This window comes from Aequorivita echinoideorum (genome assembly GCF_018476645.1).
Taxonomy (GTDB): Bacteria; Bacteroidota; Bacteroidia; order Flavobacteriales; family Flavobacteriaceae; genus Aequorivita; species Aequorivita echinoideorum.
In genome coordinates this window covers 289801-312572 of record NZ_JAHCTB010000003.1, presented here as the reverse complement: position 1 = coordinate 312572, position 22772 = coordinate 289801, and the positions used below count along the sequence as shown (strand labels likewise).

The 22772-nt window shown below is 37.1% G+C and carries 24 protein-coding genes; 10 read left to right on the top strand and 14 right to left on the bottom strand.

Translation table 11 applies throughout. The features are described 5' to 3' along the window. Positions 1-2: 2 nt before the first annotated feature. Complete coding sequence (locus KIV10_RS08240) at positions 3-698, bottom strand: SDR family NAD(P)-dependent oxidoreductase (RefSeq protein WP_214113031.1); 696 nt, start codon at positions 696-698, stop codon at positions 3-5. 7 nt (positions 699-705) lie between these two features. Then, positions 706-1170, bottom strand: coding sequence for an SRPBCC family protein (locus KIV10_RS08235; protein WP_214113030.1), 465 nt, complete (start codon positions 1168-1170; stop codon positions 706-708). A gap of 366 nt (positions 1171-1536) precedes the next feature. Here KIV10_RS08235 and KIV10_RS08230 point away from each other — a divergent pair, with 366 nt between their 5' ends. After that, positions 1537-2382: a DUF2911 domain-containing protein gene (locus tag KIV10_RS08230; RefSeq protein ID WP_214113029.1), complete on the top strand. Its 846-nt coding sequence runs from the start codon at positions 1537-1539 to the stop codon at positions 2380-2382. A gap of 76 nt (positions 2383-2458) precedes the next feature. Here KIV10_RS08230 and KIV10_RS08225 read toward each other — a convergent pair whose 3' ends face one another. The 7 genes from KIV10_RS08225 to KIV10_RS08195 all read right to left on the bottom strand — a co-directional run bounded on the left by KIV10_RS08225 (position 2459) and on the right by KIV10_RS08195 (position 9109). Continuing rightward, positions 2459-2896 carry a sensor of ECF-type sigma factor gene (locus KIV10_RS08225; protein ID WP_214113028.1) on the bottom strand — a complete coding sequence of 146 codons (438 nt, stop codon included), beginning with the start codon at positions 2894-2896 and terminating at the stop codon, positions 2459-2461. Further along, complete coding sequence (locus KIV10_RS08220; RefSeq protein WP_214113027.1) at positions 2896-3393, bottom strand: hypothetical protein; 498 nt, start codon at positions 3391-3393, stop codon at positions 2896-2898. Before KIV10_RS08220 ends, KIV10_RS08225 begins: the two co-directional genes overlap by 1 nt. 24 nt (positions 3394-3417) lie before the next feature. After that, a complete protein-coding gene (locus KIV10_RS08215; RefSeq protein WP_214113026.1) occupies positions 3418-3972 on the bottom strand; it encodes an RNA polymerase sigma factor in 555 nt (184 codons plus the stop codon). 62 nt (positions 3973-4034) lie between these two features. Continuing rightward, complete coding sequence (locus KIV10_RS08210; RefSeq protein ID WP_214113025.1) at positions 4035-5861, bottom strand: ABC transporter ATP-binding protein; 1827 nt, start codon at positions 5859-5861, stop codon at positions 4035-4037. Next, entirely contained in the window at positions 5861-7576 is a 1716-nt protein-coding gene (locus KIV10_RS08205) for a phospho-sugar mutase (RefSeq protein ID WP_214113024.1), read from the bottom strand. Before KIV10_RS08205 ends, KIV10_RS08210 begins: the two co-directional genes overlap by 1 nt. Positions 7577-7615: 39 nt before the next feature. Beyond that, positions 7616-8569, bottom strand: a complete 954-nt coding sequence (locus KIV10_RS08200) for a glycosyltransferase family 2 protein (RefSeq protein ID WP_214113023.1) — start codon at positions 8567-8569, stop codon at positions 7616-7618. Between the two features lie 9 nt (positions 8570-8578). Continuing rightward, positions 8579-9109 (bottom strand): DUF4199 domain-containing protein, encoded by a 531-nt coding sequence (locus KIV10_RS08195; RefSeq protein WP_214113022.1) that lies wholly within the window; start codon positions 9107-9109, stop codon positions 8579-8581. Between the two features lie 183 nt (positions 9110-9292). Between KIV10_RS08195 and KIV10_RS08190 the strand changes: the two genes are divergently transcribed. The 3 genes from KIV10_RS08190 to KIV10_RS08180 all read left to right on the top strand — a co-directional run bounded on the left by KIV10_RS08190 (position 9293) and on the right by KIV10_RS08180 (position 11195). Further along, positions 9293-9574, top strand: a complete 282-nt coding sequence (locus KIV10_RS08190; protein WP_214113021.1) for a type B 50S ribosomal protein L31 — start codon at positions 9293-9295, stop codon at positions 9572-9574. A gap of 104 nt (positions 9575-9678) precedes the next feature. Beyond that, complete coding sequence (locus tag KIV10_RS08185) at positions 9679-9993, top strand: hypothetical protein (RefSeq protein WP_214113020.1); 315 nt, start codon at positions 9679-9681, stop codon at positions 9991-9993. A 26-nt stretch (positions 9994-10019) separates the two neighbouring features. Continuing rightward, positions 10020-11195 carry a GlmU family protein gene (locus KIV10_RS08180; protein WP_214113019.1) on the top strand — a complete coding sequence of 392 codons (1176 nt, stop codon included), beginning with the start codon at positions 10020-10022 and terminating at the stop codon, positions 11193-11195. Between the two features lie 369 nt (positions 11196-11564). Here KIV10_RS08180 and KIV10_RS08175 read toward each other — a convergent pair whose 3' ends face one another. Beyond that, positions 11565-13163 carry an ABC transporter substrate-binding protein gene (locus KIV10_RS08175; RefSeq protein WP_214113018.1) on the bottom strand — a complete coding sequence of 533 codons (1599 nt, stop codon included), beginning with the start codon at positions 13161-13163 and terminating at the stop codon, positions 11565-11567. A gap of 167 nt (positions 13164-13330) precedes the next feature. On the opposite strand from KIV10_RS08175, the gene mtaB reads away from it, so the two are divergent. After that, positions 13331-14680 carry a tRNA (N(6)-L-threonylcarbamoyladenosine(37)-C(2))-methylthiotransferase MtaB gene (gene mtaB / locus KIV10_RS08170; protein WP_214113017.1) on the top strand — a complete coding sequence of 450 codons (1350 nt, stop codon included), beginning with the start codon at positions 13331-13333 and terminating at the stop codon, positions 14678-14680. Here the strand turns inward: mtaB and KIV10_RS08165 are convergent. Further along, entirely contained in the window at positions 14677-14976 is a 300-nt protein-coding gene (locus KIV10_RS08165; RefSeq protein ID WP_214113016.1) for a GNAT family N-acetyltransferase, read from the bottom strand. The genes mtaB and KIV10_RS08165 overlap by 4 nt on opposite strands. A gap of 327 nt (positions 14977-15303) precedes the next feature. Between KIV10_RS08165 and KIV10_RS08160 the strand changes: the two genes are divergently transcribed. Both KIV10_RS08160 and KIV10_RS08155 read left to right on the top strand, forming a co-directional pair. Then, on the top strand, positions 15304-15966 hold the full coding sequence (locus KIV10_RS08160; RefSeq protein WP_214113015.1) for an alpha/beta hydrolase: 663 nt from the start codon (positions 15304-15306) through the stop codon (positions 15964-15966). 47 nt (positions 15967-16013) lie between these two features. Continuing rightward, positions 16014-16937 carry a lytic transglycosylase domain-containing protein gene (locus KIV10_RS08155; RefSeq protein WP_214113014.1) on the top strand — a complete coding sequence of 308 codons (924 nt, stop codon included), beginning with the start codon at positions 16014-16016 and terminating at the stop codon, positions 16935-16937. Positions 16938-16972: 35 nt separating this feature from the next. On the opposite strand, the gene KIV10_RS08150 is transcribed toward KIV10_RS08155, so the two are convergent. Together KIV10_RS08150 and KIV10_RS08145 are read right to left on the bottom strand one after the other, a co-directional pair. Continuing rightward, positions 16973-17677 (bottom strand): TlpA family protein disulfide reductase, encoded by a 705-nt coding sequence (locus KIV10_RS08150; RefSeq protein ID WP_214113013.1) that lies wholly within the window; start codon positions 17675-17677, stop codon positions 16973-16975. 118 nt (positions 17678-17795) lie between these two features. Then, positions 17796-18362, bottom strand: a complete 567-nt coding sequence (locus KIV10_RS08145; protein WP_214113012.1) for a DUF2892 domain-containing protein — start codon at positions 18360-18362, stop codon at positions 17796-17798. A 267-nt stretch (positions 18363-18629) separates the two neighbouring features. On the opposite strand from KIV10_RS08145, the gene rpmH reads away from it, so the two are divergent. From rpmH to KIV10_RS08130, 3 genes are all read left to right on the top strand, one after another. Next, positions 18630-18791 (top strand): 50S ribosomal protein L34, encoded by a 162-nt coding sequence (rpmH, locus tag KIV10_RS08140; RefSeq protein ID WP_154193171.1) that lies wholly within the window; start codon positions 18630-18632, stop codon positions 18789-18791. Between the two features lie 99 nt (positions 18792-18890). Continuing rightward, positions 18891-21743: a carbamoyl-phosphate synthase large subunit gene (gene carB, locus KIV10_RS08135; protein ID WP_214113011.1), complete on the top strand. Its 2853-nt coding sequence runs from the start codon at positions 18891-18893 to the stop codon at positions 21741-21743. A 76-nt stretch (positions 21744-21819) separates the two neighbouring features. Beyond that, the gene (locus KIV10_RS08130; RefSeq protein WP_214113010.1) at positions 21820-22392 is read left to right on the top strand and encodes a T9SS type A sorting domain-containing protein; all 573 of its coding nucleotides are present in this window, start codon (positions 21820-21822) and stop codon (positions 22390-22392) included. A gap of 1 nt (position 22393) precedes the next feature. Here KIV10_RS08130 and KIV10_RS08125 read toward each other — a convergent pair whose 3' ends face one another. Further along, complete coding sequence (locus KIV10_RS08125; protein WP_214113009.1) at positions 22394-22762, bottom strand: 6-phosphogluconate dehydrogenase; 369 nt, start codon at positions 22760-22762, stop codon at positions 22394-22396. Positions 22763-22772: the final 10 nt, after the last annotated feature.

The following is a 22772-nucleotide window of genomic DNA, read 5'->3' as shown; positions in this document are numbered from 1 at the left end:
AATTATGTAATGTTTAAATTTGATAATCCCCCATCCACGCCAATTATTTGTCCTGTGATCCAGCTGGATTTCTCACTTAATAAAAATGCTGCGACACTTGCAATATCCTCGCGTTTTCCTACTCTTTTTAATGGATGCCTTTCTGCCATTTTTTCTTTTTTTGAATCACTATTCAAAAGTTTTTCGGCTAAGGGTGTGTCAGTGAGAGAAGGGGCAATAACATTTACTCGAAAGCTGGGGGCATATTCTGCTGCAAGTGCTTTCGCAAAACCTTCAATCGCTCCTTTAGAGGCCGCCACGCTAGTATGGAACGGCATTCCCAGTTTTACAGCAACCGTGCTGAAAAATACAAGACTTGCTTGATCCGATTTTTTTAATCGAGGTAAAAGACCGTGGACTACCCGCACCAATGAAATAAAATTTAGTTCCAGATCTTCACGAAAAGATTCAATACTCATTGATTTGAAAGGCTTCAAATTTATACTGCCCGGGCAGTATACGAGTCCATCGATGCAATCCGGAAGTTCTATCTTTTCTATATCATCTTCAAGCGCATCAAACTTTATATGTTTTACCCCATCTGGAAGTGAGTCATTGCTTCTTGAGGCAATTATTATATTGTTTTCATTTTTTAGCTCATTCGCAATTTCGGCACCTATGCCGTAAGATCCGCCTATGAGTAGAATATTTTTCGCCATTTAAGTTTTATTGGTGAGTTCCAAAAAGTTCAATTAATTTATTTTTTCGATATTCAAATATTTCGTCCAACTTGGGTTTTACTAATAATGGATGTACCATTTGGCCCAAAATGCCTAGCGGAATTTTATAGTGTACTACATCACGCATTTCAACACCTCCATCAATTTCTTTAAAAAAATGTTTGTGGTGCCAAAGTGCATAGGGTCCAAAACGTTGTTCATCCACAAAATATTTATTTTCAGTAACATGAGTTATCTCCGTAACCCATTTTGTTTTAATGCCTAAAACGGGAGTAACAATGTATTCAATAATTTGGCCTGGAAACATGGTGCTATCGATATCAGAAATAATATCGAAGCCCATATAATCCGGGGTTATTGTCTTCAGATTTTTTGGGTCCGAAAAAAATTTCCACGCATTATCGAGTGTAATGGGTAACCGCTGAGTTGAATCGAGTTTGTAAATCTTCATTTAGAATTTATCAGAATTTTTTGCTTCCGGTAAAAACTTTTCGATTCATACGTGCAAGTCTATAAAGATTGGTATCATCAATCTTATTTGTAACCCGAAATCGTAAAATATTTTTTAAAAATTTGAACATAACTTTATTTTTTTCATAAAAGTACTCTGCAATATATATTTCACAAAACGAATAAGGAAAAGATTAACATTGCAAAATTCCTACATTTAAAAGTCTGATCTATAATGCATTGATATTTATGAAATCGTCATTAAAGATGCTATGAAATGAGTTGTTTTTTAAGGATTTCTTAACGGTCAAAGAGCAGTGCTAGTTGTACTTTCGTTTGACTTCTAAATTTTAAAAAACTTAAACCAATGAAAAAATCTTTTTTACTTGTTTGTGCATTTGTTTTGGCATTTGCTACGCAAGCACAAATCACTACGCCACAGCCAAGTCCATCCCAAAAAATCGAGCAAAAAGTGGGATTGACAGATGTTACCCTTGAGTATTCTAGACCATCAATGAAAGGCAGAACTATTATGGGGGATCTTGTACCCTACGATAAAATATGGAGAACTGGGGCTAATGCCAATACAAAAATAACTTTCAGTGAAGATGTGGAGATAGGTGGCAAGCCTTTAAAAAAAGGTACGTACGCCATCTATACCAAACCGGGAATAAATGAATGGGAGGTATATTTTTATACTGATACCAACAACTGGGGAAATCCAGAAATATGGGATGACAGCAAAGTGGCTGCAAAAGCTACTGCGAAAACGGAGCAGATGCCTATGAATATTGAAACGTATACGATGACCTTTGATGATGTTAAAAATGATTCCGTCATGTTGGGAATGCTTTGGGAGAAAACCTACGTGGGCGTGCCTATTAAATTCAATACAGACAAAAGCGTTTCCGCAAGTATAGATAAAGTGATGAAAGGCCCAAATGCCAATGATTATTATGCCGCCGCTGTTTATTATCTTGAATCCGGAAAAGATATAAAGCAAGCTAAAACGTGGATTGATAAATCCATTGAAATGAATCCTGAGCCAGCATTTTGGCAAATGAGACAAAAGTCTTTAATTTATGCGAAATCTGGTGATAAAAAAGGTGCCATTGAAGCCGCTAAAAAGTCAATGGAATTGGCTAAAAAAGCTGGCAATGAGGACTATGTTGCGCTGAACCAAAAATCTTTAAAAGAGTGGGGTGCAATGTAGAAATTTGCATCCAAAATTTTAAAAAAAGCCCCGCAATTGCGGGGCTTTTAACTGGCACTAACTTATAAAAATTAAACTAATCTTCATTTTTGAATTTTCCACGTTTAAAGTGTTCCAAAAGTTCTTTTTTAAAATCTTCCTCCACTTTTTTCAGCACGATAATTTTTTTGGGATTCAAAACTTTTCGAAGCGCTGCAACGCGTTTCATTTCAAGTGTTGCACGTTCTGAGTTGAGGTTTAGATCCTTGTCAATTAAATCATTCGCTTCAGCATCCGTTAGCGCATCAGTTCCCTTTTTTAGTTTTAAGAGAATATCCTTATTCTTTTTACGTAAATCGTGGAATTTTTCTTCATATACATTATATATAGGCCAAAATTTTTCTGCTTCAGCTGGGGTAAAACCCATTCTTTCAGTAATAAAGGCAGCTTTAAAAGCCTGAATTTTTTCGTGCTTATTTTGCGCAATCAAAAAGGTCGAGCTCAAAAATAAGTAGAGCAGCAGTATATTTTTCATCATTCTTCGTTTATAAAATCGTTGTCATCAATTCTCTGAATTAAATATTCCTCAAGATTTTCCTGTGAAAAAATTTCATCCTGAAAGTCCAAGCTACCTAATTCATCTGTATCTAAAATTGCCATAACATCCTCAATGTCAACATCTAAATTGCCATCTTCAATATAAGAAGAAATACTGGCGGAATCTATACTGTTGAAATCCGCAGAACTGATTTCTTGTTTATTGAAAATAGAAATCAACAAGACGGTGCAGGCGGCAATAGCGGCGACATAGCCCAGATACTGCTTTTTAAACAGGGGAAGAACTTTCGGTTTTTTATGTGTTGCCCTATTTAAAATTCTGTCATCAAAGCTTTCAAAATAATTTTTAGGTACCGTAAAGCCAGTCTGCTTCGGAAATTTTTCTTCTGCAATTCTTAGGAAAATTGATTCCTCAAAATTTTCGAAATACCCTTCCGGTGTTTTGAACTTTGGATTTATGGTTTCTTTTTTCATTGTTAACTTTTGACTTTCAAAATGCTAAAGGGTTTCATTGTGGGTTTTAATAAATTCCGTAATTTTTTTTACCGCAATGTGATAACTGCTTTTTAAGCCGCCAACAGAGGTCTCCAAAATTTCTGAAAGTTCTTCGTAGGTATGGTCATCAAAATACTTCATTGTAAAAATGAGTTGTTGCTTTTCTGGCAGTGAGGCAATTGCCTTTTGGAAGAGCAACTGAATTTTATCCCCTTCAAAATAAACATCGCTTTCCAGTTTTTTTGCGGCGCCATCTTTTACTTGTTCCCAGGAAATATTTTTCTGTCTCGCCTTTTTATTGAGAAAGGTTATGGATTCATTCGCTGCTATACGATACATCCACGTGTGCAGCTTGCTTTCACCTTTAAATGAACCAATATTTCGATAAATTTTGATAAAGGTATTCTGAAGAACATCATCCGCATCATCATGATCCAAAACCATTCGGCGTATTTGCCAGTATAGGCGTTCCTTATATTGCGAAACAAGCTCACGGAAGGCAGCCTCTCTGGCTTCTTCCTGCTGTAATGCATTTACAAGTTCCTTTTCTTCAACCACTTTTTTGCAATTGATTGTATGACTAAAGGTTTTTGGAAAAGTTTAATCGATTTTTTAAAATTTCAGTTTAGCGATTGCATCTCAACCAAACTGTAATAAACACCTTTTTGCTCAAGAAGCTCTTGGTGCCTGCCCTGTTCCACAATTTTTCCTTTGGAAAGAACCACAATTAAATCTGCGTTTTGAATAGTAGAAAGTCGGTGGGCAATGACGATTGAGGTTCGGTTTTTCATCATTTTTTCCAATGCATCCTGCACCAATCGCTCACTTTCGGTATCCAATGCAGAAGTAGCTTCATCCAGAATCATGATCGGCGGATTTTTCAATACGGCGCGCGCTATGCTCAACCGTTGCTTTTGCCCGCCGCTCAATTTATTTCCGCTATCGCCAATATTGGTCTCAAATTGTTCGGGAAGATTTTTTATAAATTCGTAACTGTTGCTAATTTCTGCGGCTTCCCTTAATTCTGCTTCATTTGCCAATGGTTTACCCAGCTTCAAGTTATTCGCAACCGTATCGTTAAAAAGTATGGAATCCTGCGAAACAATGCCCATCAAGCTTCGCAATGACTTTTTTGAAATATTCTTAATATCCTCGCCATCAATCTCGATGCTGCCTTCATTTACATCATAAAAGCGGGTGAGCAAATTGGCAATCGTACTTTTTCCGCTTCCGGATTGGCCCACGAGCGCAACAGTTTTTCCTTTTTCAATTTCCAATGAGAAATCTTTCAAAACGTACTGATCTTCATATTTAAAGGAGATATTCTTTAGTGAAATTTTATTGCTGAAATCTTCTTTCTGAATTGGGTTTTCAATATCAGTAATGGTATTTTTCGCTTCTAAAATCTCTAAAATACGAAGCGCGGAACCATCTGCCCTTTTTAAGGAATAACTTGCTTTTGCGATCGCTTTTGCCGGCGTTAAAATATTATATGCCAACATAATGTAACCTATAAAAAAGCTAGCTTCCAAAGTGTTATCTATAAAAACCAAAAAACCGCCGTACACGAGCAAAACCCCGATGGTGATAATTCCTAAAAGTTCACTTACCGGCGATGCCAAATTCTGCCGATTGAGAACCGAATTTGAATATTTATAAAATCGCTCGTTGCTGTCCTCAAACTTTTTTTGGAAAAGATTTTCTGCGTGAAAGGCTTTTATAATGCGCAAACCGCCCATGGTTTCTTCTAAAATTGACAAAAAAGTACCCTGTTCCTGCTGCACCCGAAGCGATCCTTTTTTAAGGGATTTTCCTATTCTAGAAATCAAAAACCCCGAAATAGGCAGAAAAAGAAAAACGAATAAGGTTAGCTTTGGGCTGATGAAAAGCATGGTTGCCAGTGAAAATATAATTGTCAAAGGCTCCCGAACTATCATTTCCAAAACCGAAAGCACAGAATTTTTCACTTCATCCACATCACTGCTAATGCGGGAAATGGTGTCGCCTTTTCTTTTTTCAGAATAAAAAGCGAGAGGAAATTGTATCACTTTGCTATACAGATCGTTTCGCAAATCCTTTAAAACTCCATTTCTCAAAAAAGTGGAATAGAACATTGCCAAATAGTTGCAAAGATTTTTCAGAAGAAACAGCGAAATTATAATCCCAACCATATACATCAGCACTTGAAACTCCCCGTTTCTATTGATGTTGTCAATTACAAAATAGTTAAGATATTCCTGTGAATAATCTTTTATGTTACTCAAGCCGTCATAAATAGGTTTCGGTCCCAGCGTACGTTTTTTGCTGAAAATGATCTCCAAAACCGGAATAAGCGCCACAAAGGAAAGCGTACTGAAAAGTGCGTAAAGTATGTTGAAGAATATATTGAGAAATGCGAATTTTTTGTACGGATACGCGTACCGCAATATTTTTTTGAAATAATTCATTAACCGAAATTTAGTTGCGAGGCAATGGCTTCAATTTTTTGTTGGAGAATGGCTTCAAAATTTTCCTTTTCCGAAGAATTCACGCTTATATAAAATTTTATTTTTGGTTCCGTACCGCTAGGCCGTACCGCAATTTTACTGCCATCTTCTGTATGAAAAATCAAAACGTTGGACTTTGGAATATTTAATTCTGAACTATTGTTCTCATTAATATTTTTGGATTTGCCAATTGAGTAATCATCAATTTTTACGACTTTGCTTCCGCCAACTTCCTTAAACGGATTTTCGCGTAAGGTTTTCATAATTCCAGAAATTTCGGAAGCGCCTTTTTTTCCTTTTTTCACAATAGAAATAAGATGCTCGCGGTAATTGCCATATGTATTGTAAATCTCATTTAAATACTGAAATATACTGCTACCAGCTGCTTTTTTCTGCGCGGCAATTTCACAAGCCAGCAATGTTGAAGTCACCGCATCCTTATCCCGAACAAAATCACCAACCATATATCCGAAGCTTTCTTCGCCACCACCAATAAATTCAAGTTCTGGATGATCTTTTATAAGTTTGGCAATCCATTTAAAACCGGTTAAAACTTCAAAATAATTTACATCAAAATCTTCGGTTACTTTTTGGACCATTGGTGTAGAAACTATGGTAGATGCAACAAATTGTTTGCCATTCAATTTTCCCAATTTTTTCCAATTTTCCAAAAGAAAATGCGTCATTACCACCATGGTTTGGTTTCCGTTCAACAACACCATTTTATTGTTGGCATCGCGTATGGCAATTCCCAATCTATCACAGTCCGGATCGGTTCCTATTACAATATCTGCTTGCTCTTTTTCAGCCAATTTTAAGGCCATTTGTAAAGCAGCGGGTTCTTCGGGATTTGGGGATTTTACCGTGGGAAAATCGCCATCGGGCTGTGCCTGTTCGTTTACAATGAAAACATTTTTGTACCCGGCTGTTTCCAAAACCTTCGGGACCATTGTAATCGATGTACCGTGAAGCGAGGTAAAGACTATTTTTAAATTGTTTTTTGCTTCTTGGGAAGTGTTAAAAGATCCGTTCTTAACCGAAGCTTCCGCGAATGCTTCGTCAACTTCACTATCAATAGATTCTATTAAATTTCCATTCGCTTGAAAATTAATGTTTTCATACGTAAGCGAATTTATCTCCGTAATAATTTCAGCATCCTGCGGCGGAACCAATTGGCCGCCATCTTCCCAATATACTTTATATCCATTGTATTCGGGAGGGTTGTGAGATGCGGTTAAAACGATACCGCACTGGCAAGCGAGTTTTTTTACTGCAAAGGAAAGCTCTGGTGTGGGCCTCAATTCAGAAAAAAGAAAAACTTTAATCCCATTCGCCGAAAAGACATCTGCTACAAGCTTCGCCAGTTCTTTACTGTTATGGCGGCAATCATAAGCTATTGCAACCTTAATTTCTTTATTTGGAAATTGCTTTTTTAAATAATTGGAAAGACCTTGGGTGTTTTTGCCCAATGTATATTTATTGATCCTGTTATCGCCAAGCCCCATAACTCCACGCATTCCGCCAGTGCCAAATTCCAAATCCCTATAAAAACTGTCTTCGAGTCCTTCAGGGTCGTTGGCAATCATATCTTTAATTTGTTGCTGGGTTTTTTGGTCGAAAAAAGGAGTAAGCCATTTATTGACGCGTTCCAACGTCTTTGGATCTACGTAAATCATGAATCAAATTTAATGTGCAAAAATAAGGAATATAAGCGGTTATTCTGTGAAGTTTCGGCGTTCTTTGATGATGTAGTTTTTCGAATCTTTTTTATTTCGAAGGATTAATTCACCCAAAAAACCAACAAGAAAAAGCTGGGTGCCCAAAATCATGGACGTAAGTGCCAAGAAAAATTGAGGGCGTTCTGTCAATAGCCTTCCGGTAGGGTTCACAAATAGTTTATCAATTCCCAAATAAACAGCGAAACAGAAACCTACAAAAAGCATTAATGCGCCCCAAGCGCCAAAAAGGTGCATCGGCCTTTTTCCGAAACGCGATAAAAACCAAATGGTTATCAAATCCAAAAAACCTCTAATGAAGCGTTCAGCGCCAAACTTAGTAGTTCCGTATTTTCTGGCTTGGTGTTCCACTGGCTTTTCGGCAATATTGGTGAAACCCGCATTTTTTGCCAGAACAGGAATATATCTGTGCATTTCGCCCGTAACTTCTATGGTTTTTATAACCTCTTTTTTAAAGGCTTTAAGTCCGCAATTAAAATCGTGAAGCTTCACGCCACTGGTTTTTCGCGCAGCGTAATTGAATAACTTTGAAGGAAGATTTTTACTGATTACGGAATCATAGCGTTTCTTTTTCCAGCCAGAAACCAAATCCATGTTTTGTTCTGAAATGAGTCTGTAAAGTTCAGGAATTTCCTCTGGACTGTCCTGCAAATCTGCATCCATAGTAATCACCACATCGCCTTCTGCCATCGAAAAACCTGCGTGCAGTGCTTGGGATTTTCCATAGTTTTTCTGAAAACGAATACCTTTTACCTGTGGATTTTCCCTTGAGAGTGTATCAATAATATTCCAGGAATTATCCGTGCTACCGTCGTCAACAAAAATGACTTCATATAGAAAACCATTGGATTGCATAACGTTTGCAATCCAAAGATAAAGTTCATTTAAAGATTCGTCTTCATTAAGAAGCGGGATGACGAGGGAAATTTGCATTCAGAATTTTTAAAATTGCTGTGGAGGATTTCTTTTCATAATTACCCCCGCAATCAATGATATTATAAAACCGAAAAATAATGATCCAATAATTGCAAATGCAGACATAATGAGTGGCGACATAAATTTTTCAGATATGCTCATAGCTGAATCAATTTGTTCCTGCGTCATATTTGGGTTTTGTTCAATCATTTGCTCCCTAGAATAGTCCATGGTTTTGGCAACAAATTCTGGGTCTATATAATTAATGAAAATAAAATTGAAAAGTACCGCCACTATTCCGGCTATTACACTTATGGCAAGACCTATTTTTATGGCTTGGCCTAATGTAAGGTAACCCGAATTACCTTGTTTGAAAATTTTTAAAGCATAAACTATTATACTTATTGAAATACCGAGCTGCAATACCGTGAGCCACCAAGGTCTTTCAATATGAGCATCGACAACAAAAGCAATTACTTGAAGAACTATAGATAAAAGTGCTAAAAGTAAACCGAAATTAAGGGCAATTTTTTTGATCGAAGGTGATTGGGTTTCCATAATTATGTTGGTTTTTTTGGTTCAAGTAGTTAGTGGACAAATATAGCAAAACGTTACATTTGCGACATTGCCAGAAACGAATTAAAAAAATGGATAATTATATTGCTCGTTTCTAATAAAATATTAAATTTGCAAACTCATTTCCGAAAGGTCGGGAGCGTGTATTTTAAAAACAGTAAAGTCATGAAAAAAGGTATCCACCCAGAAAATTATAGATTAGTTGCTTTTAAGGACATGAGCAATGAAGATGTGTTCCTTACAAAATCAACCGCAGAAACTAGAGAGACAATTGAAGTAGATGGCGTTGAATATCCTTTGGTAAAAATGGAGATTTCACGTTCTTCGCATCCATTTTATACTGGAAAAGCGAAACTTATAGACACCGCAGGACGTATCGATAAATTCAAAAATAAATACGATAAGTTCAAAAAACCTGCTGCTAAAGAAGCTAAGACAGAAGAGTAATCTTCGTTATTGACACATAAATAAAGCCTTCGAGAAATCGGAGGCTTTTTGTTTGGGGTTGGGCGCTACTTTAGTATCTTTAGTTTTCATTATAAAATTTAAGAATGCTTCCTTGGACAACCCTTATACCCACAGCAATTTCGTTGGCCGAAATGGCCGGAAAAGTTCTTTCTTCGAATAAAAAGGAAAAACTAAAAATTGATAATACCGCGGATGCGGATACTGCAAGTTTGATAAAACGAATTGAAATTCTTGAAAAAAATGAACTCAAACAGGCTGAAATACTTCAGCAATTGACCCAGCAAAATTTGATCCTCATTCAAAAGGCTGAGAAAAATTACAAATTCGCAATCATTGGTTTAAGTATTTCAATTATAGCGATCGTGGCTTGCATTTTTCTTTTGGCTTTAAAATTATAACTGAATATTTCAATTAAAATTTAAAAATGAATTACATCCTTTTTGACGGAAACGTTCGCAACCAGCTGTTGCCTTTTACCTTTACGCGCCCGGTGGCAGAAATTCGTGTGGGCATTTTAACCATTCGTGAAAAGTGGGAATATTTTTTAGGGGCTTCAACCACCACGATTACAGAAGGTTATCTTTCAGAAAAATACCCATTCGTGGAATTGGAAAGTAATGTTTTGATAAACGCGGCCTTTTTACCTTCTGAAAATTTGGCAGCTATTGTAAAAAGCCTAAGTGAAAATCAAGCGATTTTTTTTGAAGATGAGCCCATTGCTTTTTTTTCTTCAGAAGGTCAAGAAATAGATTTTGAAACGTTCGATATTATTCAATACCAGCATAACGATATATTGAAAATTGAGCATACCTGGGATATTTTCTCAAAAAACGGCGAAGCGATAAAGCGTGATTTTCAAATGCTTACGCAAGGCAGGGAATCACAAAAAATCCCTGAGGGAATTTGGACAAAAAATGCGCAGCAAATATTTATCGAAGAAGGAGCAAAATTGGAATTCTGTACACTCAATGCTTCCGAAGGTCCAATTTATATAGGTAAAGATTCAGAAATTATGGAAGGTTCGCTAGTGCGTGGACCTTTTGCGCTTTGCGAAAATTCCACGCTAAAAATGGGTGCGAAGATTTACAGCAATACCACAGTTGGCCCCCACAGTAAGGTTGGGGGAGAGGTGAATAATTCGGTGATTTTTGGATATTCAAACAAAGGCCACGATGGGTTTTTAGGAAATTCTGTTCTGGGCGAATGGTGCAATTTGGGTGCGGATACCAACAATTCAAATTTAAAAAACAATTACGCCGAAGTACGCCTATGGGATTATGAAAGTGAAGGGTTTGCAAAGACTGGTCTTCAATTTTGCGGATTGATGATGGGCGACCACAGCAAGTGCGGCATTAATACCATGTTCAATACGGGCACCGTGGTAGGTGTAAGCGCGAATATTTTTGGAAGCGGATTTCCGCGTAATTTTGTTCCCAGTTTCAGTTGGGGCGGTAGCGGTGGTTTTACAACTTTTAAGACAGATAAAGCTTTTGAAGTGGCAAAAGTAGTAATGGCGCGCAGAAATATTGAATTTTCAGAAATAGATGCAAAAATTATGGAACACGTTTTTGAAGAAACTGCGAAGTGGAGAAAAGGTTAGCAAAAAAGAGTAAGTAAATAACAACACCAATAATTACGAGCATTACGCCGCCGAAAACAATCGCAAGATTTTTTTGTCGGCGTAATTCGTTTTGTTTTAATTTTTTCCTGAATTCTTCAAATTCTTGGGCAGACATTTTTTTATGGTCAACAATTTTGCCGTAGTTTGAATTGAATCCGTTGGCATCTTTATCAAAAAGTGTCTTTTGATTTCGCTTATTGTTTTATGCGTTTGAATCATATCCATTACAAAACCGACACCGAACATTTTATTTTTTTTATTGATTCTGATAAATATAAAATTAAAATCAGAAAATTGGATATTTAAAATTCCATTGAAATTAATTTGGCAAAAGCACTTCAATTTTATTTATCTATCTTTTTTAACGTGTTTCAAGACCAAAAAATTCTGGGGGTTTATCCCCAACCCTGAAACTTTTTTATTTACAAATCGTACGGCCATGTCATAGAATAGAGGTACTACGGGCGCTTCGGCAATAATTATGGAATCCATTTTTGTGTATAATTGCTTTCGTTCCAAAATATTGGAAATAGATAGAGATTTCGTGTACAGACTGTCATAAACCTCATTTTTGAAGTGCATATAATTGGGGCCGTTGGGCGCAAAATTAGGACTATAAAAAAGTGAAAGATAATTTTCTGCGTCGGGATAGTCTGCAATCCAGCTGGCACGAAATATATCTAGCTCGCCACTACTTTTCATTTGCCGTAGCGTTGAAGGAGGCATTACATCTATGGTCACGGCAATTCCTAATTTTTCAAGTTCCCGCTGTATATATTCACATAAGTCCAGATATTGACTATTGGTCCCGATGATTATCTCGGGATTTTTGTCACCCGTTTCTAATGTATATTGTTGGATAAGTTCTCTTGCCTTTTCAGGCTGGTAAGTGTAGCCATCGATGTTCGCAAATCCAGGCAAACCTTTGGGAATAAAGCCGTTGTTCGCGGCAATTCCCATTCCATTGCGTAAATACGTTACCATTTTTTTTCGATCAAAACCATAGTTAATTGCCTGCCGAAGCGCTTTGCTTTTTATTTCAGGCGAATTTGCATCTAGATAAAAACCCAAATATTCCGTATTGAGATAGGGAGTTGTAAGCATGTAAGCCAAATCCGCATATTTTTTCTGAAGCTTCCCGTGGGTCGTCAGCAACTCATCTTTATAACTATTATCCAAACCAGAAATAAAATCGATTTTTCCCTGCGCAAACTGCAGAAATTCACTCTGCTTATCAGGCAAAAATGTGATACTTACGGCCTCGAGATAGGGAAGCCGATTACCGTTTTTGTCTTTTTCAAAATACAATGGATTTTTTCTGAAAACCAATTTTACGTTTTCTTCCCACATTTTAAACTGGAACGGTCCCGTTCCCACTGGATTTCTTCGGAAGTTATTACCGTAGAAATCAACGGCCTCCTTTGGAACAACGGAGCAATAGCGCATGGAAAGCAACCCCAAAAAGGCGGGAAAAGGTTTTTTCAATTGAATATGAAGGATGGTATCATTTTCAGCTAAATAGTTTTCTACATTTTGAAGCACCCAACTTCCCGGAGACGCAACGCGCTCGTCCTTCAGCCTATTAAAACTGTAAACAAAATCGCTTGCCTTTACCCTGCGCGTGGAATCTTTTCCGAAGGCTTTATCCTTATGGAAATAAACGTCATCCCGAAGAAAAAAGGTATAGGTTAACGTAGAATCGTTAATAAGCCATTTTTTTGCAATATCCGGTTTTAAATTTAGTGAATCATCGAGTTGAACCAACCCATTATAGAGTTGGTTTGCAGGCCAAATAGCTTGTGGATTTCTTGCAAATGCAGGGTCTAGCGTGGGAATATTGCCGTGTTCGTTATAGCGGAAAACGAGATGGTCATTATCTTTTTCTGAATATTTGGAGCAAGAAAATGATAATAAAAAAAGTAATGAATATGCGACTAAAGTATTCATATGAACTATTTTGAACCAAGCCATAAAATTTATATTCATCTTTAGTTATTGATCAGTCTTTTTCTAAAATAGAGAAAATGCAAAAGGTGGTTCAAAAAAAAAATAGTTATCAGTATTTTCTTGCAGAAGTTTGTACTTTTGCCCCCACAATTGCCAAAAGTACGATAATGGACGCATCAAAAAAAGTCGCTTTTTACACTCTGGGCTGCAAGCTGAATTTCAGCGAGACCTCTACGATTGCCAGAAGTTTTGAGGGCGAAGGTTTTGAGCGCGTTGAGTTTTCTGAGCCGGCAGATATTTATGTAATCAACACTTGTAGCGTTACTGAAAATGCCGATAAAAAATTTAAAACCATTGTAAAACAGGCGCAAAAGATAAATCCCGAAGCTTTTGTTGCAGCAGTTGGCTGTTACGCCCAATTAAAACCGCACGAGCTCGCTGATGTTGAAGGTGTGGATCTGGTTTTGGGCGCCACGGAAAAATTTAAACTTACACATTATATAAACGATTTGCTCGCCAACCCCAATCGCACCTCAAAAAATGGGGCAGAGGTACATTCCTGCGAAATTGAGGATGCTGATTTTTACGTGGGTTCGTATTCTATTGGCGATAGAACGCGTGCTTTCTTAAAAGTGCAGGATGGTTGTGATTATAAATGTACCTATTGTACCATTCCGCTAGCGCGTGGCATTTCGCGGAGCGACACGCTTGAGAATGTGCTCAATAACGCTTCTGAAATATCGAAACAGGGCATAAAGGAAATTGTTTTAACCGGCGTTAATATTGGCGATTACGGAAAAGGTGAATTCGGAAATAAAAAGCACGAGCACACCTTTTTGGAATTGGTAAAGGCATTGGATCAAGTCGACGGAATTGAGCGATTGCGAATATCTTCAATTGAACCCAACCTTTTGAAAAACGAGACTATTGAATTTGTTTCAAAGTCGAGAACTTTCGTACCACATTTCCATATTCCTTTACAAAGTGGAAGCAACGATATTTTGAAGTTGATGCGCCGCCGTTATATGAGTGAATTATATACGGAACGCGTTTCCAAAATAAAAGAAGTAATGCCCCACGCTTGCATAGGCGTGGACGTAATTGTAGGTTTTCCCGGCGAGACTGAAGAGTGTTTTTTGGAAACGTACCATTTCTTGGATGAATTGGATATCTCATACCTTCACGTTTTTACCTATTCTGAAAGGGATAACACACCAGCTGCCGAAATGGAAAATGTTGTTCCTATGAAAGTAAGAAATAAACGAAGCAAAATGCTGCGCGGGCTTTCAGCAAAAAAGCGGAGAGCGTTTTACGAAAGTCAGTTGGGAACAAATCGCACCGTGCTGTTTGAAGGTGAGAATAAGTATGGTTATATCCACGGTTTTACTGAAAACTACGTCAAGGTAAAATATCCGTGGAATCCAGAATTGGTAAATACATTACACGAGGTTACACTTTCAAATATCGATGAAGACGGAATGGTTAGGATCGAAATTTTGAATAACGTTTTAGCCTAAATATTAATTCCCACGGGAAGAAGGCTTTTATATTTTCTTCTATTTTTCCGCATAAAACCAGCAATTTCGGGACTTGTAGGTACCAGACTTATTCCACGTTCTTTTATTTCCTCAAAAACCGCCTTAATAAAAATATCCCGAAACCCTTGCTCTTCAAGCGTTTCTGGCATATGATATTTTGTTAAGAAAATTTTTCTGTCCTGCAACGCATATTCAATGCGGGCCATATTATCGCCAATTTCAAGTTCAAATTGTCTCAAAAATTCGTTGTCCGTAATTTCTACATCTTCGATCATTGTAATTTTTTTAGATTATATACTCGTATTTTGGCGGTAAGTTTGAAATTCAATCCATAGCTAGTAGCAATGATGGGTTGAAAAGAAAGATGGTTAATTTTATATACGAAATGGGGCATTTTTAGGTTTTTACAAATGAAAGCCTGTGATTGAGAACAATCATTTGAATATAAATTCACTGATATAATTAAAATCTAGTTGACAGAGCAAAATTTCAAATTTTGGTTTGAAAACACCAACTTTACGAATAGAACCTCGTGAAATTCATTTTGCTTTGTAAATTTACGAATAATCTTTGGGCTATGCCATTAAATTCACAAAAGACTTATGAAATCTGAAAAAACTCACGTTTATTTTGTCCCAGGTCTAGCTGCAGGGAAGGAAATTTTCAGAAATATAAAACTTCCCGAACAAGATTATGAAATACATATTCTTGAATGGTTAATCCCGAAGAAAAATGAAAAATTACAGGAATATGCCAAGCGAATGGCGAAACGTGTGGAAAATGACAATTCAGTTTTAGTGGGAGTTTCCTTCGGTGGTGTTATGGTTCAGGAAATGAGTGAATTTTTGGAATTAAAAAAATTGATAATTATTTCTAGTGTTAAGTCCAGGAATGAACTTCCCAAGCGTATGAAGTGGGCAAGCAACACAAAGATGTACAAATTGATACCCACGCGCTTAGTCCTTGGTGCAAAAGATCTCACGAAGTTTGCCATTGGTCCCAGAACTCGCAAAAGGTTGGCAATTTATCAAGAATATCTGCACGTCCGCGATAAAGATTATTTAGATTGGGCCATAGCTAATATGGTAAACTGGCCACGTAAAAATCCCATTTCAGAAGTTTATCATCTGCACGGGGACAAAGACCCAGTTTTTCCTATCAAAAATATTTCAAAATCAAAGGTTATACACGATGGCACACATATAATGATTATTACAAGAGGTAAAGAAATATCGCAAAAACTGGTGGATATTATTGAAGAATAAAGAGAACATAAAATTCAGAATTAGTATCTTTAAAAAAAATTGAACGTATGAATATGTTAGGAAAAATTGGGCTGGCAACTGGAATTTTTATTGTTTGCGCCGTAAGCATAAATGCAGTGCAAAATGCGCCCACAGATGAAAATTTGGAAGAAAAATTAGTTAACGATTACAATGTTTACGCCCTTCCTTTGCCTGAGAAAATGGACTTTGCTGGGGAACCCGTGCCTTTGGAAAATCCGGACATACGCGAGCGTATGGATAGGGAATTATTGGTGAATACCTATTGGCAATCCAATGGATTGTTGCTCTTTAAGCGTGCCAATAAATACTTTCCGTTGATTGAACCCCTTCTAAAAAAATATGGTCTGCCAGACGACTTTAAATATTTAGCAGTTGCTGAAAGCGGTTTGGAATACACAAGTTCCCCCGTTGGAGCCTCTGGAATTTGGCATTTTATGAAAGCCACTGGAAGTGAGTACGGATTGGAAATTAATGAATATGTGGATGAACGGTATGATCTTGAAAAGGCAACGATGGTAGCAGCGGAATACTTAAAAAAATCGAAAGCGAAATTCGGGACTTGGACGATGGCGGCAGCTTCCTACAATGCTGGGGTTGCAGGAATGAATAAGCAAATGGATAGACAGAATACCACAGGTTATTACAATCTACTTCTTAACGATGAAACAAGCCGATATGTTTTTAGGATTTTGGCGTTAAAGGAAATTATGACGAACCCAAAAAAATATGGATTTAACTTTAGGGAGAAAGATCTGTATCAACCAATCCCAACCTACAAGGTTAAAGTAAATACGCCCGTGGATGATTGGGCAGAATGGTCAAAACCATACGGAATAAATTATAAGATTTTGAAATTGCATAATCCTTGGCTCCGTGATACTTATTTAAAAAATGCCTCGGGAAAAGAATATTATGTAGAGATACCGGAAAAAGGATATTATACATTGTAGAAAACTGTCAGAAACAAAAGGGAACCCATAAAATTCTATGGGTTTTCTTTTGCAACAATGTCACTACCATTTGCGTCACCTAAATTTTTGAGAAGGGATATTCCGTTTAGGAAGGAATTGTAGTTCAATTCAAAGGAAATGGCATATTGTTCGTTATAAGGGTGCAGTACGCCGCGTCTCACATCCACAATTTTCTTATTCTCATCTATAAAAAACGAAGTGGGAAAACCTAGACTGTGTTTCATTATCTCAACAATGTGATCGTGAGTGTTTTCTAATTCGTCAACGTAAAGAACGTGTATTTTACTGAAATATTCCCGTGTAGATTTTTTCACGTTTTCTTTGGAATCCCAGAATAAAACTACAAAGTCAATTTCACTATTATATTTTTCAGCAATTTCATTTAATGCGGGAATTTCGCCAACACCTGGGGTGCACCACGAAGCATAGGTCATTAAGAATAGCGGTTTTTCAAATTGATAAAGCTCAATTTTTTTACCGGAAATTCTGCGCACTTTAAAATTGTCAAGATAACTTCCGTTAACAACATTATTTATTAGTGAATCGAAGAGATTTTCAGCCCGTTCAAAATCTTGTTCAAAATAAGCTAATTGAGATTTGGCTGTGTATTTTTTGATGTTTAGACCAATTGCTTCAGAAAAAAAAGTCCTTTGACCCAAATGCTGTGATTGGGCGGAAATGGATAACAATAAAACGAAAAAAAGTAGTTTTCTATCCATAAGCCTACGCATTGTAGCAAAGGTACAGGGTATAGGTCAAACTGAAAGTTTTTTTCGATTACCGCACGAGAAAACTCGTTGAAATGCAGGTATTTAAACCTATAATTTTAGAGTACTGTTAATAGGGTCTTCCGCCTCGGCCGCCGCGACCAAAGTGCTGTTTTGGCTGCCCCATCCGCTTCATATTTTGCTTCATCATTTTTATTTGGTCATCCAGCATATTGTGCTTATCCAATTTTTTAGCTTCCGTCATAAGTAATTCGGCTTCGCGTTTTCTGTTTTTTGTCATTGCAATTCCGGCAAGGTTCAATTTTGTCATCGCCATATCTGCAGACATATTCAAACCAAGTTTTTCCGCCTTTTTAAAATATTTTTCGGCTTCATTCATGTTAGTTTGTGAAACCATTAAACCGTTAAGGTAATTGTAATAACCTTCCTGCTTAGGAACAAGCGCTCCAGACGGATTCTTTATTTTATCCAGCCATACTTTTGCGCCTGGAAAATCTTGTTTTCTAAGTCTTAGGAAGGCCAATAATATCATTTCATTTTTAAAATACAGAAAAACGAATATGAGTGATAGCAATATTAGCATTATTCCATTGCCAATATTTGTTTCCGTAAATTGCCAAACGGCTGCGCCCAAGACCAAAGCGGCAAGTACAAGCTTTATATTTTTATTGAACATGAATAATTTTTTAATTGGCCTGCAAAGGTATAAAATTGAAGATTTTTATATTGTTCAAAACATTTATTTCTTTTTTGAAATTAAAAAATGTGTAAAGTTCTATATAACTAAGATTAACTAATAATAAATTCTATTTCGAAAGCAGATTATTTTTTTTGAAAAAGGTTTGCCTGTGTAAAAAGTTCTTGTATTTTTGCACCCGACTTTTAAGGTAGTACCTTATAAGATTGATGAACAACGATATTACAGAAGTTAAAGAATAAGAAAATGAGCAAAAGAACATTTCAGCCATCGAAAAGAAAAAGAAGAAACAAACACGGTTTTAGAGAGCGTATGGCTTCTGTAAACGGAAGAAAAGTTTTGGCTGCCCGAAGAGCAAAAGGCAGAAAAAAACTTACGGTTTCTTCTGAAGCACGTCACAAAAAATAATGTTGATAAAAAATATATAAAAGGTGTTGTTTACTAAGCAGCACCTTTTTTTTATACCCTAATGCATCGTAATTTTAAAGCCTAGAAAAAAGTACCAAAATGCCTAAAAACACTTCCCTAAAATCAGTTCTAATTATCGGCTCCGGCCCAATTGTTATTGGTCAAGCTTGCGAGTTTGACTATTCTGGGTCACAAGCGTTACGTTCACTTCGCGAGGATGGAATTGAGACCATATTGATTAATAGTAACCCCGCAACAATTATGACCGATCCAGCAATGGCGGATCACGTTTATTTGTTGCCGTTGAATACAAAATCAATAATCAAGATTTTGAAGGAACACCCACAGATTGATGCAGTTTTGCCAACTATGGGTGGTCAAACGGCGCTTAATTTATGTATTGAAGCAGACGAAAAAGGCATCTGGAAAGATTTTGATGTAAAAATTATTGGGGTCGACATTGATGCCATCAATATTACCGAGGACCGTGAAAAGTTCAGGGAATTGATGGAGAAAATTGGCGTACCTATGGCGCCACAGGCCACTGCAAATTCCTACCTTCAAGGAAAGGAAATTGCCCAGGAATTTGGGTTTCCTTTGGTTATCAGGGCTTCTTATACACTGGGTGGGGCAGGTGCATCCATTGTTTATAAGGAAGAAGATTTTGATGCACTTCTTTCCCACGGATTGGAAATTTCGCCCATCCACGAAGTGATGATTGATAAGGCAATGATGGGGTGGAAAGAATATGAACTGGAATTGCTTCGCGATAATAATGACAATGTTGTTATTATCTGTACTATTGAAAATATGGATCCAATGGGTATTCACACCGGGGATTCTATTACCGTAGCTCCTGCGATGACTCTCAGCGATAGGACTTTCCAAAAAATGCGCGATATGGCAATCCATATGATGCGCAGTATTGGCGATTTTGCTGGTGGTTGCAATGTACAGTTTGCGGTAAGTCCAGATGAAGCTGAAGATATTATTGCCATTGAAATTAATCCTCGCGTGTCACGTTCTTCCGCATTAGCTTCAAAGGCAACGGGTTATCCTATTGCCAAAATTGCTTCAAAACTCGCCATAGGATATACTTTGGATGAGTTACAAAACCAAATTACCAAAACAACTTCAGCTTTATTTGAACCTACTTTGGATTATGTTATCGTAAAAATCCCACGTTGGAATTTCGATAAATTCGAAGGCTCGGACCGTACGTTGGGTCTTCAAATGAAATCCGTAGGGGAAGTTATGGGTATTGGTCGCTCTTTTCAAGAAGCACTTCATAAGGCAACACAGTCTTTGGAAATAAAGCGAAATGGAATTGGTGCAGACGGGAAAAGCTATACCAATTATGAACAAATTCTTGATAAGCTAAAGAACCCAAGTTGGGATCGTGTTTTCGTGATTTATGATGCCATACAGATTGGTATTCCGCTTACGCGAATTCACGAAATCACAAAAATTGATATGTGGTTTCTACGCCAATATGAAGAACTTTTTCTTCTTGAAAAAGAAATTTCAAAATACAATCTTGATACGCTTCCGCGTGAATTATTATTGGAAGCCAAACAAAAAGGATACGGCGATCGACAGATTGCGCATATGCTGAAATGTTTGGAAAGTCAAGTATATAAAAAACGTGAAGAATTGAACATTCAGCGCGTTTATAAATTGGTTGATACCTGCGCTGCTGAATTTAAGGCTCAAACACCTTATTATTATTCCACTTTTGAAAATGAAATACAGCTTCCAAATGGAAAAGCTTATTCAGAAAATGACAGTGTTGTAACCGAAAAGAAAAAAATTATCGTTCTTGGTTCTGGTCCAAATAGGATAGGGCAGGGTATTGAATTTGACTATTGCTGCGTTCACGGCGTACTTGCCGCGGCAGAATGTGGTTATGAAACAATTATGATCAATTGTAATCCCGAAACGGTTTCAACAGATTTTGATGTTGCGGATAAACTTTATTTTGAACCCGTATTTTGGGAACATATTTACGATATTATCCGTCACGAAAAACCCGAAGGCGTAATCGTTCAGTTGGGTGGGCAAACGGCATTGAAACTTGCGGAAAAATTGGACAGATACGGCATCAAAATTATGGGAACGACCTACCAATCGTTAGATTTGGCCGAGGATCGCGGAAGTTTTTCAACATTATTGAAAGAAAATAATATTCCCTATCCAGAATTTGGAACCGCTGAAACTACAGAAGAAGCAATGGTTCTGTCTGATAAATTGGATTTTCCTTTACTCATAAGGCCTTCCTATGTTTTGGGCGGGCAGGGAATGAAAATCGTTATCAACAAGAAGGAACTTGAAGAGCACGTAGTCGATTTGCTTCGGAAAATCCCGAATAACAAACTATTGCTGGACCATTACTTGGATGGTGCCATTGAAGCTGAAGCTGATGCCATTTGCGATGGCGAAAATGTGTATATTATTGGAATTATGGAGCACATTGAACCCTGCGGGATCCACTCTGGAGATTCAAACGCTACATTGCCACCTTTTAATTTAGGGGAATTTGTACTTCAGCAAATAAAGGATCACACGGTTAAAATCGCAAAAGCTTTGAACACCGTTGGGCTCATCAATATTCAATTTGCAATAAAGGATGATATGGTTTATATAATTGAAGCCAATCCGCGTGCTTCGCGAACCGTTCCATTTATTGCAAAAGCTTACGGCGAACCATACGTAAATTATGCAACCAAGATAATGCTTGGCGAAAATAAAGTCACAGATTTTGATTTCAACCCCCAACTGGAAGGATACGCCATAAAGCAACCAGTCTTCAGTTTTAATAAATTTCCGAACGTTAATAAACAATTGGGCCCTGAAATGAAGAGTACGGGAGAGAGCATACTTTTTATAGATAATTTGAAGGACGATGCATTTTATGACTTATATTCGCGCCGGAAAATGTATTTAAGTAAATAGATGTTGTTTTTTACACAACAATATTTGTGTTAATTTTTTTCGTATTTTTAAGTAAAACCTACTAACTACTTTATTTATGGGGAAAATTACTTTCTGTGTATTTTTTCTAATTTACAATATAATTTCAGCGCAAAGTGCTGTTGAGATTATTTGGGAAAATTCGATTAGTGGAACCATTGCCAGCCCAACGATTGAAGTTGGTGAGACCGTTACTTGGTCTTGGCGAGATTCTTCGCCCAAAAGTGTGACAAGTCTCCCCGATAGTAAAGAGAATTTTGATAGTGGCGTAGTTACAGGCTCCAATAAATTTTCGTATAAATTTACCCAGCCAGGCACAAATGATTATCAAAATGATGCAAACCCGGCGATGCACGGCACTGTAACGGTTGTTCAAAAATTAAGCACGGAGGACAAATTCGTAAAAAATCTTAGTTTTTATCCAAATCCAGTTAAATCAGACCTTACAATTTTTTCGATCTATAAAGTTGATTCGTATCAGATTTTTAATGTGTTGGGGTCGATGGTTGCTGAGGGAAAGGGTAGTGGAAACTATACACAAATTGATATGAGCCGCTTGAACAGCGGTCTATACTTTGTGAAAGTTATTTCAAACTCGCTTCAGGCTACATTGAAAATCGCCAAAAAGTAAGTTAGTTTCTATTGAAATGTGGTGAATTCTCCTTTACCACATCGGTAATAAAATATTTTGTATCGCCCCAAAATGCAAAGGTGGTATATCTTTCAACATAAGTGACTTTTACATAGCTCCCTTGATATTCCTTCATTTTTTCAATTACATCTTCATTTTTATCCAAAACTGAAAAAGAAAAGATTTGCGCCCCACTTATCCCCTGACTAATTTCGCCTTCCCAGGTTTTTATCATAACCCCGCGATTACTGAACTTTATAAGTTCGCCAGCACGCGTTCCTTCGCTGTAGGGCACGTAGTATACAAACGCAAAATAGCATAAATAAAGCGCCAGGAGGCATCCCAAAATTATAAAAAGTGTTTTTTTCATATTTCAAAAA

Excerpts from the sequence above, each read along its gene's own strand:
- mtaB (WP_214113017.1), top strand. The coding sequence starts at position 13,331 with ATGGACGCATCAAAAAAAGTCGCTTTTTACACTCTGGGCTGCAAGCTG.
- KIV10_RS08200 (WP_214113023.1), bottom strand. The coding sequence starts at position 8,569 with ATGCAAATTTCCCTCGTCATCCCGCTTCTTAATGAAGACGAATCTTTA.
- KIV10_RS08230 (WP_214113029.1), top strand. The coding sequence starts at position 1,537 with ATGAAAAAATCTTTTTTACTTGTTTGTGCATTTGTTTTGGCATTTGCT.
- KIV10_RS08180 (WP_214113019.1), top strand. The coding sequence starts at position 10,020 with ATGAATTACATCCTTTTTGACGGAAACGTTCGCAACCAGCTGTTGCCT.
- KIV10_RS08195 (WP_214113022.1), bottom strand. The coding sequence starts at position 9,109 with ATGGAAACCCAATCACCTTCGATCAAAAAAATTGCCCTTAATTTCGGT.
- KIV10_RS08190 (WP_214113021.1), top strand. The coding sequence starts at position 9,293 with ATGAAAAAAGGTATCCACCCAGAAAATTATAGATTAGTTGCTTTTAAG.
- KIV10_RS08150 (WP_214113013.1), bottom strand. The coding sequence starts at position 17,677 with ATGGATAGAAAACTACTTTTTTTCGTTTTATTGTTATCCATTTCCGCC.
- KIV10_RS08155 (WP_214113014.1), top strand. The coding sequence starts at position 16,014 with ATGAATATGTTAGGAAAAATTGGGCTGGCAACTGGAATTTTTATTGTT.
- KIV10_RS08160 (WP_214113015.1), top strand. The coding sequence starts at position 15,304 with ATGAAATCTGAAAAAACTCACGTTTATTTTGTCCCAGGTCTAGCTGCA.
- rpmH (WP_154193171.1), top strand. The coding sequence starts at position 18,630 with ATGAGCAAAAGAACATTTCAGCCATCGAAAAGAAAAAGAAGAAACAAA.
- KIV10_RS08175 (WP_214113018.1), bottom strand. The coding sequence starts at position 13,163 with ATGAATACTTTAGTCGCATATTCATTACTTTTTTTATTATCATTTTCT.
- KIV10_RS08225 (WP_214113028.1), bottom strand. The coding sequence starts at position 2,896 with ATGAAAAATATACTGCTGCTCTACTTATTTTTGAGCTCGACCTTTTTG.
- KIV10_RS08220 (WP_214113027.1), bottom strand. The coding sequence starts at position 3,393 with ATGAAAAAAGAAACCATAAATCCAAAGTTCAAAACACCGGAAGGGTAT.
- carB (WP_214113011.1), top strand. The coding sequence starts at position 18,891 with ATGCCTAAAAACACTTCCCTAAAATCAGTTCTAATTATCGGCTCCGGC.
- KIV10_RS08185 (WP_214113020.1), top strand. The coding sequence starts at position 9,679 with ATGCTTCCTTGGACAACCCTTATACCCACAGCAATTTCGTTGGCCGAA.
- KIV10_RS08210 (WP_214113025.1), bottom strand. The coding sequence starts at position 5,861 with ATGAATTATTTCAAAAAAATATTGCGGTACGCGTATCCGTACAAAAAA.
- KIV10_RS08125 (WP_214113009.1), bottom strand. The coding sequence starts at position 22,762 with ATGAAAAAAACACTTTTTATAATTTTGGGATGCCTCCTGGCGCTTTAT.
- KIV10_RS08145 (WP_214113012.1), bottom strand. The coding sequence starts at position 18,362 with ATGTTCAATAAAAATATAAAGCTTGTACTTGCCGCTTTGGTCTTGGGC.
- KIV10_RS08205 (WP_214113024.1), bottom strand. The coding sequence starts at position 7,576 with ATGATTTACGTAGATCCAAAGACGTTGGAACGCGTCAATAAATGGCTT.
- KIV10_RS08240 (WP_214113031.1), bottom strand. The coding sequence starts at position 698 with ATGGCGAAAAATATTCTACTCATAGGCGGATCTTACGGCATAGGTGCC.
- KIV10_RS08235 (WP_214113030.1), bottom strand. The coding sequence starts at position 1,170 with ATGAAGATTTACAAACTCGATTCAACTCAGCGGTTACCCATTACACTC.
- KIV10_RS08165 (WP_214113016.1), bottom strand. The coding sequence starts at position 14,976 with ATGATCGAAGATGTAGAAATTACGGACAACGAATTTTTGAGACAATTT.
- KIV10_RS08130 (WP_214113010.1), top strand. The coding sequence starts at position 21,820 with ATGGGGAAAATTACTTTCTGTGTATTTTTTCTAATTTACAATATAATT.